The 16,952-nt window shown below is 31.0% G+C and carries 13 protein-coding genes and 1 pseudogene; all 14 read left to right on the top strand.

All coding sequences use genetic code 11. The features are described 5' to 3' along the window. Positions 1–35: 35 nt before the first annotated feature. The 14 genes and pseudogenes from BK054_RS15635 (at position 36) to BK054_RS15570 (ending at position 16,944) form a co-directional block, all read left to right on the top strand. A pseudogene (locus tag BK054_RS15635) lies at positions 36–867 on the top strand (IS5 family transposase). Positions 868–1,086: 219 nt separating this feature from the next. Continuing rightward, positions 1,087–2,430: a nucleotide sugar dehydrogenase gene (locus BK054_RS15630; RefSeq protein WP_071307492.1), complete on the top strand. Its 1,344-nt coding sequence runs from the start codon at positions 1,087–1,089 to the stop codon at positions 2,428–2,430. Between the two features lie 14 nt (positions 2,431–2,444). Further along, complete coding sequence (wecB, locus tag BK054_RS15625; RefSeq protein ID WP_071307491.1) at positions 2,445–3,563, top strand: non-hydrolyzing UDP-N-acetylglucosamine 2-epimerase; 1,119 nt, start codon at positions 2,445–2,447, stop codon at positions 3,561–3,563. 75 nt (positions 3,564–3,638) lie between these two features. Further along, positions 3,639–4,847, top strand: a complete 1,209-nt coding sequence (wecC, locus tag BK054_RS15620) for a UDP-N-acetyl-D-mannosamine dehydrogenase (RefSeq protein ID WP_071307490.1) — start codon at positions 3,639–3,641, stop codon at positions 4,845–4,847. 1 nt (position 4,848) lies between these two features. Further along, on the top strand, positions 4,849–5,823 hold the full coding sequence (locus BK054_RS15615) for an SDR family oxidoreductase (protein WP_071307489.1): 975 nt from the start codon (positions 4,849–4,851) through the stop codon (positions 5,821–5,823). Positions 5,824–5,879: 56 nt separating this feature from the next. Further along, positions 5,880–7,172, top strand: coding sequence for a nucleotide sugar dehydrogenase (locus BK054_RS15610; protein ID WP_071307488.1), 1,293 nt, complete (start codon positions 5,880–5,882; stop codon positions 7,170–7,172). A gap of 12 nt (positions 7,173–7,184) precedes the next feature. Then, complete coding sequence (locus BK054_RS15605; protein WP_071307487.1) at positions 7,185–8,627, top strand: lipopolysaccharide biosynthesis protein; 1,443 nt, start codon at positions 7,185–7,187, stop codon at positions 8,625–8,627. After that, on the top strand, positions 8,627–9,742 hold the full coding sequence (locus tag BK054_RS15600) for a polysaccharide pyruvyl transferase family protein (protein ID WP_071307486.1): 1,116 nt from the start codon (positions 8,627–8,629) through the stop codon (positions 9,740–9,742). Before BK054_RS15605 ends, BK054_RS15600 begins: the two co-directional genes overlap by 1 nt. After that, a complete protein-coding gene (locus BK054_RS15595) occupies positions 9,739–10,545 on the top strand; it encodes a glycosyltransferase family 2 protein (RefSeq protein WP_083387852.1) in 807 nt (268 codons plus the stop codon). Before BK054_RS15600 ends, BK054_RS15595 begins: the two co-directional genes overlap by 4 nt. A 7-nt stretch (positions 10,546–10,552) precedes the next feature. Beyond that, positions 10,553–11,563 (top strand): RimK family alpha-L-glutamate ligase, encoded by a 1,011-nt coding sequence (locus tag BK054_RS15590; protein ID WP_071307485.1) that lies wholly within the window; start codon positions 10,553–10,555, stop codon positions 11,561–11,563. Positions 11,564–11,619: 56 nt separating this feature from the next. Beyond that, complete coding sequence (locus BK054_RS15585) at positions 11,620–12,567, top strand: EpsG family protein (protein WP_071307484.1); 948 nt, start codon at positions 11,620–11,622, stop codon at positions 12,565–12,567. Next, a complete protein-coding gene (locus tag BK054_RS15580; protein WP_071307483.1) occupies positions 12,568–13,719 on the top strand; it encodes a glycosyltransferase family 4 protein in 1,152 nt (383 codons plus the stop codon). It begins immediately after the preceding gene. Continuing rightward, positions 13,720–15,897, top strand: a complete 2,178-nt coding sequence (locus tag BK054_RS15575; RefSeq protein WP_071307482.1) for a glycoside hydrolase domain-containing protein — start codon at positions 13,720–13,722, stop codon at positions 15,895–15,897. Beyond that, on the top strand, positions 15,898–16,944 hold the full coding sequence (locus BK054_RS15570; protein WP_071307481.1) for a glycosyltransferase: 1,047 nt from the start codon (positions 15,898–15,900) through the stop codon (positions 16,942–16,944). The last annotated feature ends 8 nt before the right edge of the window (positions 16,945–16,952 follow it).

Here is a 16,952-nt window from a genome sequence, read left to right as displayed (position 1 = left end):
ATTTGTGTCGCTAAACCAACAAAACCTACAACCCCGTGTACCAAGTACTCCACAAAGATAGTATAGAATTAGATATAGTTCCACATTTACCACTTCCAAAAAGAGGATTTAAATCAAAAGCTCCCCTTTATGAGATAGTTAATGCTATATTATACAAACTAAAAACAGGTATTTAAGTGGAGTTATTTACCAGTTCAAGCTTTGTTTAGCTCTGAGGTATTAAGTCATAAAACAGTATTTGGACATTTTCGTAATTGGTGTAAAGCAGGTGTATGGCAATCTTGTTGGACTGAATTATTAAAAAAGAATAAGTCTCTTATTGATTTGTCAAGTGCAGATTTAGATGGAAGTCATACTACAGCTTTAAGAGGAGGAGAACAAGAAGCTTATCAAGGAAGAAAAAAACGTAAAACGACTAATTCTTTATATTTTACAGATCGTCAAGGTTTACCATTAACTATGTCAGAACCGATAGCAGGAAATCACAATGATTTATTTGATATAGAAATCTATTTTGAAGATATAACTAGTCAACTAACTAATGCTGAAATATCTCTCTCAGGATTATTTATTAATGCTGATGCTGGTTTTGATTCTCAGAAACTTAGAAAAATAATGAGTGATAAAGAAATAATAGCTAACATCTATCCTAATAAACGAAATGGGCAAGATAGTGAAGATGACTATTTTGATGAACAACTATACAAAGAAAGATATGCTATTGAAAGAACCAATGCTTGGTTAGATAGTTTTCGTTCTTTACTCAATAGATTCGACACCACACTTTATAGCTGGATGGCGTGGAATTTCATCGCTTTTATTGTTATAGGGCTAAAGAAATTTCAGAAAACTAAAAAGTCAAGATGACTTCATTAAGGTTTATGTAATAAAAAAAGATGTAGTTAAAAAAATATAGGAAAAAGAAAGAGGGAGCCTTTACTAATAAAAAACACCACTTCGCACAAAAAATCACATTTTTGCTAGTACCAATATTTTAAAAGTGTACATTTGTAACTTATTGTTAAAAAACATTGACACTTACTGACGATACGGTATCTTTAGACAGTAACAATAATGAAAAAAAGTATGGAAAAAGAAGTTAAGATTGCTGTAATAGGGCAGGGCTATGTAGGATTGCCTCTAGCACTAGCTTTTGCACAACATTTCCCAGTAGTGGGATTCGATATTAAAGAAAGTCGTGTAAGTGAATTACAGCAAGGTATCGACCTTACAAAAGAAGTAGACGAAAGCCAGCTAAAGGTGTCTATCTTTACTTATCAAAATTCAGGAGGGATTAAAGGGTATAAACCGAGTACGAATATCAGTGATATCGCAGAGGCTAATGTATATATCATTACGGTACCAACCCCGATTAACCAATTTAACGCTCCTGATCTTAGCCCATTAAAATCATCGTCTAAATTAGTAGGTACTGTATTAAAGCAAGGAGATATTGTGATTTATGAATCTACCGTATATCCTGGTTGTACAGAAGAGGAGTGTATTCCTGTATTAGAGGAGACTTCTAAGTTAGTATTTAATAAAGATTTTTACGCAGGATATTCACCAGAGCGTATCAATCCAGGAGATAAGGTCAATACTTTAGAGACGATCATAAAAGTTACTTCAGGGAGTACACCAGAAGTAGCGGATTATATAGATGATTTATACCGCACCATTATCAAAGCGGGAACACATAAAGCACCATCCTTAAAAGTAGCTGAAGCAGCCAAAGTGATAGAGAACGCACAGCGCGATGTCAATATCTCTTTTGTAAATGAATTAGCCTTAATCTTTGATCGATTAGGGATAGATACACAGGATGTATTAGAAGCGGCAGGTACGAAGTTCAATTTTCTTAAATACAAACCAGGACTTGTAGGAGGACACTGTATCTCTGTAGATCCGTATTACTTAGCGCATAAAGCTATTCAAGTAGGGGATTACTTAAATGCGATTTTATCAGGACGTCGTGTGAATGATGAGATTCCTGTGTTTATTGCAAGTAAGGTCGTAAAACTGATGATACAAAAGGGAATTGATGTAAGTCGCTCTAGAGTATTATTATTGGGGTTTGCGTTTAAAGAGAACTGCCCTGATACCCGCAATACGAAGGTAGCGAAGATTTATGAGGAGTTGGTGTCTTATGGGATAGCAGTAGATGTTTATGATCCTTGGGTAAATGTTGAGGAAGTGAGAGAGGAGTATGGGATAGAGGTGATGACAAATATAGAGTATATCACTAATAAAGGTTTTCAAATGAATGATCATAGATTGCCTTTAAGTGGTAAACATTATGATGGAGTAGTGTTAACGACTGCTCATGAGGATTTCCGTAAGCTTAATATTGAGAATATGGTATCTTCGCCTGCAGTTATCTTTGATGCGAAAGCAGCATTAGATAGAAAAATAATAGATAGTAGATTGTAATAATATAAATTGATATGAAGAAAAATTTAATTGTATTCGGTACAAGACCAGAAGCTATTAAGATGGCTCCTTTGGTAAAAGAGTTTAAAAAGCATAATGACAAATTTGATACTCGTGTATGTGTAACTGCACAACACAGAGAGATGCTTGATCAGGTGTTGGAATTCTTTGATATTATACCTGAGTATGATTTAAATTTAATGAAGCCGAATCAGAATTTGTATTCTTTAACAGGGGATATCATTATTGGTTTAAAAGATGTATTAGAAGAGTTTAAACCTGATTATGTGTATGTTCATGGAGATACAACTACAACTATGGCTTCTAGTATAGCTGCCTTTTATAGTGGAGCTGAAGTATGTCACGTAGAGGCAGGATTGAGAACACACCATAAACGTGCACCATTTCCAGAGGAGATAAATAGACAGATAACAGGTAGAGTGACAGATTATCACTTTGCTCCAACTACAGCTTCTCAAGAGAATTTACTTAGAGAAAATATCGCACAGAAAGATATATTAGTTACAGGTAATACGGTAATTGATGCTTTGTTAGAAAGTGTAGAGCGAGTAGAAGATTTACAAAATGCTGAGATAGATAACTTAAAACAGATTGTTGATTCTACTAAGAAGTTGATTTTAGTAACAGGGCATAGACGTGAGAATCACGGTGATGGTTTTATCCGTATTTGTGAGGCCTTAAAAGAAATAGCAACTACTCATGCTGATGTACAGATTATATACCCAGTACATTTAAATCCGAATGTAAAAGGACCTGTATATGAGATTCTTTCAGGCATAGATAATATTAAGCTTATTGATCCACTAGCTTACCCATCATTTGTATGGTTAATGAACAAGAGTTATATGATTGTAACTGATAGTGGAGGGGTTCAAGAAGAAGCACCAAGTTTGGGTAAACCAGTGCTTGTGATGCGTGATACTACAGAACGCCCAGAGGCTGTAGCAGCTGGTACGGTAATATTAGTTGGGACTGATAAAGAAAAGATAGTTAGTGAGGCTAATAGCTTATTAACCGATAAGCAACGATACACGAAGATGACACAATTACACAATCCTTATGGAGATGGTAAAGCTTGCGCTCGTATCGTTGAATTTATCGGAAAACTGTAGATACATAGTATTTTAAATAGAAAAGAAAATTGTAGAGACGCAATACACTGCGTCTATTTAAATAAAGATATATAAATGAATACACAAGTAGTAACAATAGGATTAGGGTATATTGGATTACCAACATCTGCACTAATAGCACAAAATAAAATAGGAGTGCATGGAGTAGATATTTCACAGCATGTAGTAGATACTATTAATGCAGGAAAGATTCACATTGTGGAACCAGATTTAGATAAAGCAGTTGCTGAGGCGGTTGCAGCAGGGTATTTAAAAGCGGCTACAACACCTATTGAGGCGAATATTTATTTAGTGGTAGTGCCAACTCCTTTTAAAGGAAATCACGAACCTGATATCTCTTATGTTAGGGCAGCTACTACTGCAATTCTACCTCTTTTAAAAGAAGGAGATTTGTATATTATTGAATCTACTTCTCCAGTAGGTACAACTGAGAAGATGATGGAGTATATCTTTACAGAGCGCCCAGAGTTAGCAGGAAAGATTTATTTAGCTTATTGTCCAGAGCGTGTATTACCTGGAAATGTAATGTATGAGTTGGTACACAACGATAGAGTAATTGGTGGGGTTAATCCAGAGTCTACAGATAAAGCAGTAGCTTTTTACAGTCAGTTTGTACAAGGAACTTTACACAAAACCAATGCTAGAACAGCAGAGATGTGTAAATTAACTGAGAACTCTTCTCGTGACGTTCAAATTGCTTTTGCTAATGAGTTATCTCTTATTTGTGACAAAGCAGGTATTAATGTATGGGAATTGATAGAGTTAGCAAATAAACACCCTCGTGTAAATATCTTACAACCTGGATGTGGAGTTGGTGGGCATTGTATCGCAGTAGATCCTTACTTTATTGTATCAGAATTCCCTATGGAATCAAGAATTATTGCTCAAGCACGTGAGATTAATAACTATAAATCATTCTGGTGTGCTGAGAAAGTTAAATCAGCGCGTTTAGAATTTGAATTGAAAGAAGGTCGTCAACCAGCTATTGCTGTTATGGGATTAGCATTCAAACCAAATATTGATGACTTGCGTGAATCACCTGCTATCTATATTGCAGAACGTATTTTACAAGATTCGGGAGATGCAGATATGTTTATCGTAGAACCTAACGTGCATGATCATAAAGTATTTAAACTGACTGATTATAAAGTAGCTGTTGAGAAAGCGGATATCATTGTATTCTTAGTAGCTCATAATGAGTTTAAAACAATAGAAATTCCTACAAACAAAGTTGTATTAGATTTTTGTGGTATAAATAAGTAATATGAAAAAAATATTAATTACTGGTGGAGCAGGATTCATTGGATCTAATTTAACGGAATATTTTTTAAATAAAGGATATTTTGTACGTTGTTTAGACAATTTCGCAACAGGATATAAGCATAATATTGAGGAGTTTATGTCAAATCCTAACTATGAATTAATTGAAGGAGATATCCGTGATTTAGAGACTTGTCAGAAGGCAGTAACTAGAATGGACTATGTGTTACATCAAGCTGCATTAGGGTCAGTTCCTCGTTCTATTAATGACCCTATTACATCTAATGAGGTAAATATCAATGGGTTTTTAAATATGTTAGTGGCAGTGCGTGATGGCGGAGTGAAACGTATGGTATATGCGGCGAGTTCTTCTACGTATGGAGATTCTCCTACTTTACCAAAAGTAGAGGATATTATTGGAAAGCCACTTTCTCCTTATGCAGTAACAAAATATGTAAATGAATTGTATGCAGATGTGTTTGCTAAAACGTATGGAATAGAAATCATAGGATTGAGATACTTTAATGTATTTGGACGTCGTCAAAATACAAGAGGTGCTTATGCAGCGGTTATTCCATTGTTTACTAAACAGTTTATTCAACACGAGAGTCCTACGATTAATGGTACAGGAGAAAATTCTCGTGACTTTACCTATATTGATAACGTAATTCAGATGAATGAGCGTGCAATGCTGACTACTAGCCCTGAAGCAGTTAATACAGTGTATAATACAGCTGTAGGAGATAGAACGAATCTAAATGAATTAGTAGGCTACCTAAAAGAGTTCTTAACAGAATATGACGGTAATATTGCTAATGTAGAAGTGAAACATGGCCCTAATCGTCAAGGAGATGTAGCTCACTCTTTAGCCGCTGTAGATAAAGCAAAATCTTTGTTAGGATATGAACCTACTCATGTAATTCGTGAGGGATTAAAAGAGGCTGTTAAGTGGTATTGGGAACACAAAGATATACTTTAATTTAGGTGAATTAAATAGAATTAAAATAGTAAGAAGATAAAATACAGTTTAAGTAAATGAGTACACAACATAAAATTGCAGTTATAGGATTAGGATATGTAGGATTACCTTTGGCGAGATTATTTGGAAGTAAATTTCCTACAGTAGGGTTTGATATTAACAAAGGACGTATTGCAGAGTTAAGAGAAGGGAAAGACAGTACTTTAGAAGTATCTGATGAAGTGCTTCAGTCTGCTTTAGTTGATACTAATCCTGTGTTACATGGCGGAGAAAAAGGACTATTCTGTTCTTATGATATGGGTGATATCACTGATTGCAATGTATATGTGGTGACTGTACCTACTCCAGTAGATAAGCATAACCGTCCTGATTTAACTCCTCTATATAAGTCTTCTGAGACAGTGGGGAAAGTATTGAAGAAAGGAGATATCGTGATTTATGAATCAACAGTATATCCAGGGGTTACTGAGGAGGAGTGTGTACCTGTATTAGAAAGAGTATCAGGATTAAAGTTTAATGAAGATTTCTTCTGTGGATATTCGCCAGAGCGTATTAATCCTGGAGATAAAGAACATACCGTAGAGAAGATTTTGAAAGTAACTTCTGGTAGTACACCGGAGATAGGAGTAGTGGTAAATGATATCTATAAAGCTGTGATCACAGCAGGTACTCATTTAGCTCCAACGATTAAGGTAGCTGAAGCGGCTAAAGTAATTGAAAATTCTCAACGAGATATCAATATTGCTTTTGTGAATGAATTAGCGAAGATTTTTAATCTATTAGATATTGATACACATGCTGTATTAGAAGCAGCAGGTACAAAGTGGAACTTCTTACCATTTAAACCGGGTTTAGTGGGAGGACACTGTATTGGGGTAGATCCATATTATTTAGCACAAAAAGCAATGGAAAAAGGATATCATCCTGAGATTATCTTAGCAGGACGTCGTCTGAATGACTCTATGGGGGAATACGTAGCGTCTCAGGTGGTAAAAACGATGATTAAAAAAGGAATTAATGTAAGCAAGGCAGAGGTGTTGATGTTAGGAGTAACGTTTAAAGAGAATTGTCCTGATGTACGTAATACAAAGATTGTTGACGTAATAGCTGCTTTAGAAGATTATGGAGTGAAAGTAACTACTTATGACCCATGGGCAAATCCAGCAGAAGTTATGCATGAGTATGGAGTGGAGAGTTTAAAAGTACTACCAAATAATCAGTTTGATGCTATTGTATTAGGTGTTGCACATAAAGAGTTGTTAAAGTTAAATTTTGATTCTTTGAAAAAGGATTTAGCTATCTTGTATGATGTGAAAGGTGTGTTAACTGAATGTGATATAAGATTATAACTAGAGAACACATTGAATGAAAATCTAAAAAAACAAGCGGTTAATGGAGTAGTTTGGACATTTGCACAGCAATTTAGCATTCAACTTATTAATTTTATTGTTCAAATTTTCCTTGCTCGTATGCTATTACCAGAGATGTTTGGTATGATAGCAATGCTTAGTATATTTATTGCAGTTGGTCAAGTTTTGATGGATGGAGGGATGACCTCTTCTCTTATTAGACTTAAGGAGCCTACACAACTAGATTATTCTACCGTTTTTATGACAAATTTAATGATGAGTCTAGGTATTTATATTTTAGTTTTTTTTAGTGCTCCTTTTATAGCTGATTTTTATCAGTTAGAACCTCTTAAGAACATTGTTAGAATATATGCTTTAACTTTTGTTATTCGAGCTTTTGTAGCTGTTCATGTTGCAAAACTAACAAAAGAAATGAATTTTAAACTTCAAATGAAACTTCAAGTACCATCAACTATTTTAGGTGCTATAGTTGGTCTTACGTTAGCTTATTTTGGATATGGAGTATGGAGTTTAGTGTGGTTAAACATAAGTCAAGTTTTAATGTTTACTATTCAAAATTGGATTTTAATAAAATGGAAACCATCTTTTAGTTTTGATAAAGCAACTTTTAGACATCATTTTGATTTTGGATATAAGATGACTTTATCGGCTATATTAGATACAATTTACAATAATTCATATAATATTGTTATAGGAAAGTTTTTTTCACCTGCAATTGTTGGATTTTATAATCAAGCAGATAATTTGAGATTATTACCAGTAAATCAGATTTCTACTGTTATGGGAAAAGTGACCTACCCTTTGTTCTCGAACTTATCTAATGATATTGAATTAAAAAAAGCTTATAAGGCATCTATGCGTTTAGTTCTTGTAGTTGTAATACCTATCATGATTTTATTACTTGTTATTGCTGAAGTTTTTTTTAGGTTTTTATTTGGAGATAAGTGGTTACCTGCTGTTCCATATTTTCAAGTCTTAGCAATAGCGTCTATTTTTCGACCAATTGGAACCTATAATTTGAATATTTTAAAAGTTAAGGGGAGAAGTGATTTATTTTTAAAGTTAGAAATTATAAAGAAGACAATTGGAGTTTTAGCTATTGTTTGCGCTTTGCCTTTTGGTATAATGGCAATGGTTTATTCATTAACTATTACATCAATACTTTTTGCTTTTTTAAATGCATATTTTTGTGGAAAATTAATAAATTACAATGTAAAACAGCAGGTTAGTCATATTTATAAGCTTTTCGCAATTGGAATTATTAGTGGGGCTTTGAGTTATTTTGTGTTTGGATTAATAAAGAGTTGGGAATATGATTTTGTTATATTAATTATTACTAGTGTTGTTTATTGTGTGCTTTATTTTATATTGATTTTTTTCTTTGAAAAAGAGATAATGACAACAATTAAAAATCTATTAAAAAAAACTAAGTGATGTTTAAAACAGATATATTATTTACTGGGTTTTATGGACATAAAAATACAGGGGATGATGCCTTTGTAGAAGTAGCATCATGGGGAAGTCAAAATTATTGGAATAAGAAGAATAATCGTTTTTTAGCTATTTCAAAAAATCTACCCGATACAATTGTAGATTCAAAGGGATATCCTTTTACAATGCCTAAGACATATGGCTTACAGTTAACTCAGCTGATTAAAGAGACAAATTATCTTATATCAGCAGGTGGATCTACTATTCATAGTAAAATGTTAGAGCAGAATCCAAAGATGATAGCTGTAAAAGAAAAAAAAAGAAATAAAAAATTAAAAATTGGTGGAATCGGAGTTTCCATTGGTCCTTTTAATTCAATTAAGGATGAAGAGGCAATAAAGGAGTATTTAAAGTCTATTGATTTTTTAGCTGTTCGAGACCAAACTTCTTATGATTATGCTAATTCATTAGAATTACCTTATAAACCTATTAGAGCTTTCGATTTAGCGGCGCTTTTGCCAGGTATCTATGACTATTCAAAAGAAGTAAAAGATTCGCAAAATATAAAAGTGATAGGAGTGAGTGTTTGCCCAGTAGAATCAGTTCATAGCGGTATGGATGTAGTTGAAGAAATAAAACGTAATGAAAGATTAGTCGATTTGTTAAAGCAATTAGATAAAAAAGAGGAAGTTCATTTTAGATTTTATGTGATTAATGGAAATTTAAATTTTGGGGATTTAAAACTAACCCAAGAAACTATTTTAAAAGTAAATCCAAAAAGCTTTGAATTAATAGGGTATCAGAAGAACACTAAGCTTGTATGGAATTCAATTGCAGATTGTGATTTTGTTGTATCAACACGTTTGCACGCTTCTATTTTTGCTTGCTTTGCCAACACTCCTTTTATGTTAAATGAGTATCATAGAAAATGTAGTGATTTTCTTATGGATATTGGGTATAATGATAGATTTAGACTGTATAATTCTGAATATGATGTAGCAGAAAAAGCTAACCAGATATTGAGCGTTTTAGCAGAACCAAAAGAGTATTCATTCCCTTTATATGTAGATGTAATGAAAGAATTAGCTCAAGATAATTTTACAAAAATTTTATTATGATGTTTTCAGTTATTATTCCTTTGTATAATAAACAAGAAAGTATACAAAATACAATACAATCTGTTTTGAATCAAACAGAGCAAGATTTTGAAATTATAGTTGTAAACGATGGTTCTAAGGATCAAAGTATAGAAAAAGTACAAGAATTTAAAGATCCTCGTATTCGTATTATAAATAAGCCAAATGGAGGTGTGTCAAGTGCAAGAAATAGGGGTATAGATGAGGCAAATTATTGTTGGATTGCTTTTTTGGATGGAGATGATTTATGGCAAAAAAATCATTTAAGGGAAGTAAAGGGAATGATGGATCATTTTTCAAATGAAAAAGTGTATGTTACTTCGTTTGAATATTCTGATAAGCGTGAATTTTTTAAACACTCTAGGGAGACAAATATTTTTAAGATTGAAAACTATTTTAAAGAAGCAATGAGAGAGCCTCTAATATGGACGAGTATTGCTGTGGTACATAAGAGTTGTTTTATTGATGTCGGTAATTTTAATGAAAAATTAAGTAGAGGTGAAGATCTTGATGTATGGGCGCGCCTTGCAAGTAAAAATAACATTATAAAAAGTTCAAAAGTTACTGCTACTTATAGGGTTGATGCAGAGAATAAGATTAGTATTGGTAAGTCTGAGTACCATAAATCTTTATTATCTGTAATTGATTTATCTGGATTAGAAGGAGACAAGAGAAGATATTTTAAGAATATAGTTGTTAGAAGATTGAAGGTTGATTTAAAGACATTTGACTTAAAAGAGTTGCTTTTTCTTTTAATGAAGCATAATTTAGAATTATTAAAATAGTTATAAAATGAAAATAGCAATACATCATAGAAAAGGTAGTTTTTCAGAACGTTGGATTCAATATTGTCAAGAGAATCAAGTCGATTTTAAGTTAGTCGACGCGTATGCAACTGATATCATTTATGAACTTCAAGATTGCGATTTTTTAATGTGGCATCATTTACATACTAATTATAAAGATGTTCTTGCAGCTAAAAATATACTTAATACTTTAGAACAAATTGGTATTAAGGTATTTCCTGACTTTAATACTGGTTGGCATTTTGATGATAAAGTCGCTCAAAAATATTTGTTAGAAGCTATAAACGCACCTCTTGTACCTAGTTATATTTTTTATGATAAGAAGACTGCCTTGGATTGGATAGAGCAAACTACCTTTCCTAAAGTTTTTAAGTTGAAAGGAGGTTCTGGATCGAGAAATGTAAAACTAGCACATACTAAAAACGATGCTATAAAATTTGTTAAAAAAGCTTTTTCTAATGGTTTTTCTCAATTTGATAGATTTGAGCATTTACGTGAAAGATTTAGAAAGTTTAGATTAGGTAAGGATACTTTTCTAGGGGTTTTGAAAGGAGTATATAGAATTTTTGTACCAACATTATTTGCAAAAATGAGTGGTAGAGAGAAAGGTTATGCTTATTTTCAAGATTTTATACCTAATAATTCATATGATACTAGGGTAATTATTGTAGGTAATAGGGCCTTCGCTATAACAAGAGGAGTTCGTCAAGGTGATTTTAGAGCATCAGGTAGTGGAGATATTCGCTATGATAAAGAAGCTATTAATATAGATATGATTAAAGCAAGTTTCGAAATAAATAATAAGATTAAAGCACAAAGTATTGCATTTGATTATGTATTTCATGAAAACAAGCCGTTAGTAGTTGAAATTAGCTATGGTTATGCTATTGATGCTTATGATGCTTGTCCAGGTTATTGGGATGAAAATTTAAACTGGAATGAAGGAACTTTTAATCCTCAAGCATGGATGATAGAAGATATAATAAATCTATATTAAATTGAGCTTAAATGGTTTTTTTTGTTTTTTTAAGTTTTCTATTTTTAATTCTCAGTTTGACAAAGTCAAAATTATTATTGAGAATTTCTTTTATTTTACTTTTTATTCTAAGTGCGTTTAGGAGTGAATTAGTTGGTACAGATACTAAAGGATATTTTATGTTGTTTGAGAGAATGCAAAGAGGCATTGAAATTCGACAAGAAGTCTTATGGAGATATTTGAACCAGTTGGTCGTTTATGTTGGAGGAGATTTTAATTTGTTGTTAATCATCTCATCATTACTCGTTTTAGTACCTGTATATCTTGTAATTAAAAGCCATAGTCCGTATAAGTTTTTTTCATTATTCTTATATTATTCACTGTATTTTTATTTATTTTCTCTAAATATTACAAGACAATCTATTGCAGTAGGGTTTACCTTATTGGCTTTGGTTTATTTGATCGATGATAAGAAAAAGAAATTTGTTCTTTTTGTCTTATTAGCCACAGGCTTTCATACTACAGCAATTTTGTCTTTGTTTTTATTATTTATTGACAGAATACCAAATAAAGATCGTTTTTTATTGCTTATTTCAGGTATTACTATTTTCATAGGTATATTTTTATCTGGTCCTTTGTTTACTTTGGCAGGTAGTTTATTTGGTTATTTGCAATATGTAGAAGCATATGAATTAGGAACGATTCCAGGAAATTTTGCTTATTTGTTAATTTTGAGTTTATTTTTATATTTTTTAATGAAAACCTCCGATTATAGGGGGAGATTATTTAAACTTTTCTATGTGTTTATTATTGTTTCGAATTTGGTTATTCGTATTCCTTTTGGGGATCGTATTGTATTATACTTTGCCATAATTCAAATAATATATTTGCCTTACTATTTATATGTGACGAAATTAGAACCTAGGCAGTTAGCTGTTTTTATTGTTGTTTTATATGCTTTTGTTATGTTCTTTAGAAAACTGGGAGCAGGTGAAATTTTTCCATATTATAATACTTTATTTTAAATGAAAATATTACTAGTGGTTACAGGCTTACCAGATACTAAAAATCCTGCTCGAAGTGTTTATAATTTAAATTTTGCTAAAGAATTAATAAATACTGGTCATCAAGTGAGTATTGTTTATTTGAGAGCATTAAAACCAGGTAGATCTCTAATTAAGTTTTATTCTACTGAAGATAAAATAGAAATTATTGAAGTAGGTTGTGTGGTTCCTCAAAAGGTTTTTAGAGCAAAAACAATATCTGAATTGATTTTCAAAAAACTAATCAAAAGATCAAAAGTATTTGGGAGTTTAAAAGATGTTGATGTTGTACACGGTATAAATGGAAATGCAGCTGTTTACACAAATATGTTAGCTTCAATTTATAGTAGAAAGTATCTTTTGCAGTTTGTAGGGTCGGATGTTAATTTAAATTTGAAAGAGTCATTAGTACGTAAATCATATCGTCAAGCATTAAGTAATTGTAACTTCTTTGCATTCAATTCTAAAGCTCTACAAGATGAATTTGAGAAATTTGTTACTATAGGTGATATAACTAAAAGAGTTATATATCGAGGTGTTAAATTAGAAAAATTTATATTTGGATTTTCTGAAATAAAACAAGAGATTAAAGTGCTTTTTTTGGGAGGATTTCCTAATATGGGAAACTTAAAAGGAGGATTAACGTTACTTGATGCAATTAAAAGAATAGATGCTACATTAGATATTTCTAATCCTAGATTAAAATTTGTTATTGGTGGCCCCAATGCAGATGTTATTAAATTTGATATTAAAACAATGAATATTGATATTGAGTTTATTGGTGCCGTTCCAAAAGAAGATATAAATAAGCTGATGCAAGAATCTCACATTGTGATTATCCCTTCTTTAAATGAAGGATTACCAAATGTTTTATATGAAGCAATGGCAACTGGAAATTTAGTTATGGGAACTAAAGTTGGGGGGATTCCAGAGTTTATTGATCATGATGAAGTTGGGATATTGTTTCAACCAAATTCTCCTCAGAATATTGTCGATAATATAACTACAATAGTTAGGAAACCTGAACTGATAAGAAATCTAGCATATAATGCAAGAAAAAAAATAGAACAATATGATTATTCAAACTTCGTTACTATTTATATAGCTATTTATGAAAATCTTAAAAATAAATAAATGAAGTTTTTTTCAATTGTTTTAACTGTGCTCTTAATTTCATCATGTAGTAATAATGTGAGTAGTCAGAATATTGCGTTTAATAAAAAATATATGTTTTCTGAAGAGCCTAATTATTCATCAACAAGAGGTAGTGATGATAAAGATTTAACGGATGGACAAAAAAAAACTGGGAATAGATTTTGGCAAACTAATTCAACTGTTGGGTGGGCTAACAGAAGTGAAATTCAAATTGATTTAGATTTAGAGTCTATTTTTTCTATAGAAGGTATATTAATTAATACTGCAAGAAATACAGATGCAGAAGTTGATTATCCATTAAATTGTTTAGTTTTCAGTAGTATTGATAATAAGGAATTTATATATGGAGGTGATTTGATGCTTCATAATGAAAATGTTAGTGGACTATATAAAGTAAGTTCTTTTAAATTAGATCAGTTAGATTTAATAGGGCAATATGTAAAACTTGTAATTACGACAAAAAGTAAATTTGTTTTTCTTGATGAAATTGAAGTTTTTGGAAGCCAATTTAATCTTGGAAGAAGTGATTTAAGTCAGTATAAAAGTACAAATAAAATCGTTCAGATTGATGACATGAAACGTTTTATAAAAGAGAGTATATCGGAGTCAGCTAGTCTGCAGGAAAAATATGTTGGTATAAAAGCCATTCAAACATTTATTGGGGACTCAGAGAATATAAAAGAGTTTCAAATACAATCACTAACAAAGCAAAGTTTATTAGAATTAGAAGATAAAGTTAAAAATGAAAAAAATGAATTGCAGTTAAGGTCTTTACCTAGTGGAATTGTATTTACTCCAGTACAAGGTATTAAAGAATTGAGAACCTTTAGTTTAAAAGATGTTATACAAAATGTAAAGGAAACAAAAAGCAATCAGATTGACAAAGTTGAGTCATTACCTAGATCTTTTTTCTTCATGTCTTTAATTAATAATGATTCGAAGGAGAAGGAGATATCTTTTGAAATAGAGATGAATAGTAATAGTGAGGTTTATGAAGTTTTACCTGTTACTAGTTTGAAGGGTAGGGTTATATGGGATGCTTTAAGACCAATAAATAATAGAAATAGTGTTTTAAAAAGTGGTGAAAATAAGTTTTTTGTTATTACCAATTTTAATGGAGGATTTACAATTAAAAATATAGTAGATAATAGTATCGTTAAAAAGGTAGAAAGAATTTCATCAGAGAGTAAACGAATTGACGTAGGGAAGAATAAATTACATGTTAATGTTTGGGCTTATTTGGATAAACCTTTACTTTCAGATAATAAGAATTTTGTTTTAACTGATTTAGAGAATGCAGGAGTTGATGTTATTGTTGTACACTCGGCATTTATAGATAAATATGGTACAAAGGATTTTTTAAAATTGAGGGAGTACTTGAGTCAGTTTAAAAAACTAGATAATAAAAAAATACTAATTTTTAATAATTTAAAATCAAATGCAGCAAAAAAATTTAATGCAGAAAATGTATTAGATGACAAATGGAAAACCAATTTTAAATCATGGTATGATTTAATGATTGATGAGCTCTCTAAAATTGGTGTAGATAAAAATGAAATCTACTTTTATCCTTATGATGAGATCAAACCACACGAAACTAGTAATTTTATTGAGTTAACCAAATGGGGAAAAGCAAGTATTAATAACTTTAAAACGTTTGTTACGATTGTGGATGATAAATCTCTTGAAGTGTCTTCCTATGCTGATATTGTTCAATTGTCTAATTTTCAAGTTCAAAAATCGAATATAATTAAAAGTAAGGAGTTTTGGATGTATCATGTTTTTGATCATTCTAGAGAAAAGGAACCCTATAAAGATTATCGATTGATGGCATGGAATGCATATTATAATGATTTAACAGGAGTAGGTTTTTGGAATTATAGTGCTTTAAAAGCAAGTTCTGAAGCCAATTATAATGTTGCTTTAAATGGTAGTCAGGATTATTCAGTTCTTTATTTAGATGAAAATGATGAAGTATTATCAAGTCTTAGATGGAGGTACTTTATTCAAGGTATTCAAGATTATCAAGTATTAAAGAATTATGAAAATAAAATAGGTAAAGAAAAAATGAAAGCAATAGTAAAAGATGTTTTGGATAATTATGAAGATCAACATCGCGCAGATAAAACTATTCAATATTTTAAATTTAAGTTTTAAATGAAAATAGCATTTATATTGGATCATAATTTAATGCATTATCGTATACCTTTTTTTAATCTTTTACAAGTAAAAGGATTTGAAATTACTGTAATGCATACAGGTAAGAATATTGATAATACAAAATTTAAACAACTCAATTTAAAAAAGATAAATTTAGGTCCTTTTTTTTATCGTAAAACACCTAGATTAGGTGCGTATGATATAGTTGTATATATGCAAAATATACGTTATATAGATTTTATTTTATCTTGTTTGAACATATTTAAAAAATATAAATTAGTTCATTGGGGAATTGGAGTATCATCTTCGAATGGTTTAACAGTTGAACGAGATTTAATTGCTAAGTTCAGAAGTTGTTTAGAGAATTATGCTGATGGAATTGTTTATTATTCTGGTTTTCCTGTACAATTTGTAAAGGGAAAAAATAAAAGAAAGGTCTTTATAGCCAATAATACTATAGAAAATCCTTTAAAAATTGATTGTAGTCAATTTAATAAAGACTCTTTTTTATTTATTGGAAGTCTTGATAATCGTAAGGGATTAGATGTGTTGGTAGAGGGGTTTAGAGAATATATTCAATCTCAATCTAGTCCTATTATCAAAAAATTATTTATTATTGGTGATGGTACTGAACGAGATAATATTAAAAAAAATATAGAGAAATATCAATTAGAAGATAGTATTATTTTACCGGGTAAAATAATGACATTTGAAGCGAAACTTCCTTATTTCCAACGTTCTATTATGACTATATCACCGAAGCAAGCAGGTTTGTCTGTTTTAGAATCCTTTAGTTTTGGTGTGCCATTTATGACATATAAAAATGCTATTTCTGGTGGAGAACATTTAAATATTATTCATCAAGAAAATGGAGTAATGTTGAATAATGTATCTGCTTTAGAAATATCGAATAAATTAAAGGATATAAATGCTAGTATAGAGTCATTTAGACAATTAGGTCATAATGCTTTTCATTTTTATAATAATGAACGCTCGATGGAAAAAATGGTTCAATCTTTTGTTGATTGTTTTAAGCAATTGTAAAATGGAGA

The organism is Myroides sp. ZB35, assembly GCF_001865835.1.
Classification (GTDB): domain Bacteria; phylum Bacteroidota; class Bacteroidia; order Flavobacteriales; family Flavobacteriaceae; genus Flavobacterium; species Flavobacterium odoratimimum.
This window is presented reverse-complemented; position numbering and strand designations above follow the sequence as displayed.

Coding starts and splice junctions, on each gene's coding strand:
- BK054_RS15630 (WP_071307492.1), top strand. CDS start 1,087: ATGGAAAAAGAAGTTAAGATTGCTGTAATAGGGCAGGGCTATGTAGGA.
- wecB (WP_071307491.1), top strand. CDS start 2,445: ATGAAGAAAAATTTAATTGTATTCGGTACAAGACCAGAAGCTATTAAG.
- wecC (WP_071307490.1), top strand. CDS start 3,639: ATGAATACACAAGTAGTAACAATAGGATTAGGGTATATTGGATTACCA.
- BK054_RS15615 (WP_071307489.1), top strand. CDS start 4,849: ATGAAAAAAATATTAATTACTGGTGGAGCAGGATTCATTGGATCTAAT.
- BK054_RS15610 (WP_071307488.1), top strand. CDS start 5,880: ATGAGTACACAACATAAAATTGCAGTTATAGGATTAGGATATGTAGGA.
- BK054_RS15600 (WP_071307486.1), top strand. CDS start 8,627: ATGTTTAAAACAGATATATTATTTACTGGGTTTTATGGACATAAAAAT.
- BK054_RS15595 (WP_083387852.1), top strand. CDS start 9,739: ATGATGTTTTCAGTTATTATTCCTTTGTATAATAAACAAGAAAGTATA.
- BK054_RS15590 (WP_071307485.1), top strand. CDS start 10,553: ATGAAAATAGCAATACATCATAGAAAAGGTAGTTTTTCAGAACGTTGG.
- BK054_RS15580 (WP_071307483.1), top strand. CDS start 12,568: ATGAAAATATTACTAGTGGTTACAGGCTTACCAGATACTAAAAATCCT.
- BK054_RS15575 (WP_071307482.1), top strand. CDS start 13,720: ATGAAGTTTTTTTCAATTGTTTTAACTGTGCTCTTAATTTCATCATGT.
- BK054_RS15570 (WP_071307481.1), top strand. CDS start 15,898: ATGAAAATAGCATTTATATTGGATCATAATTTAATGCATTATCGTATA.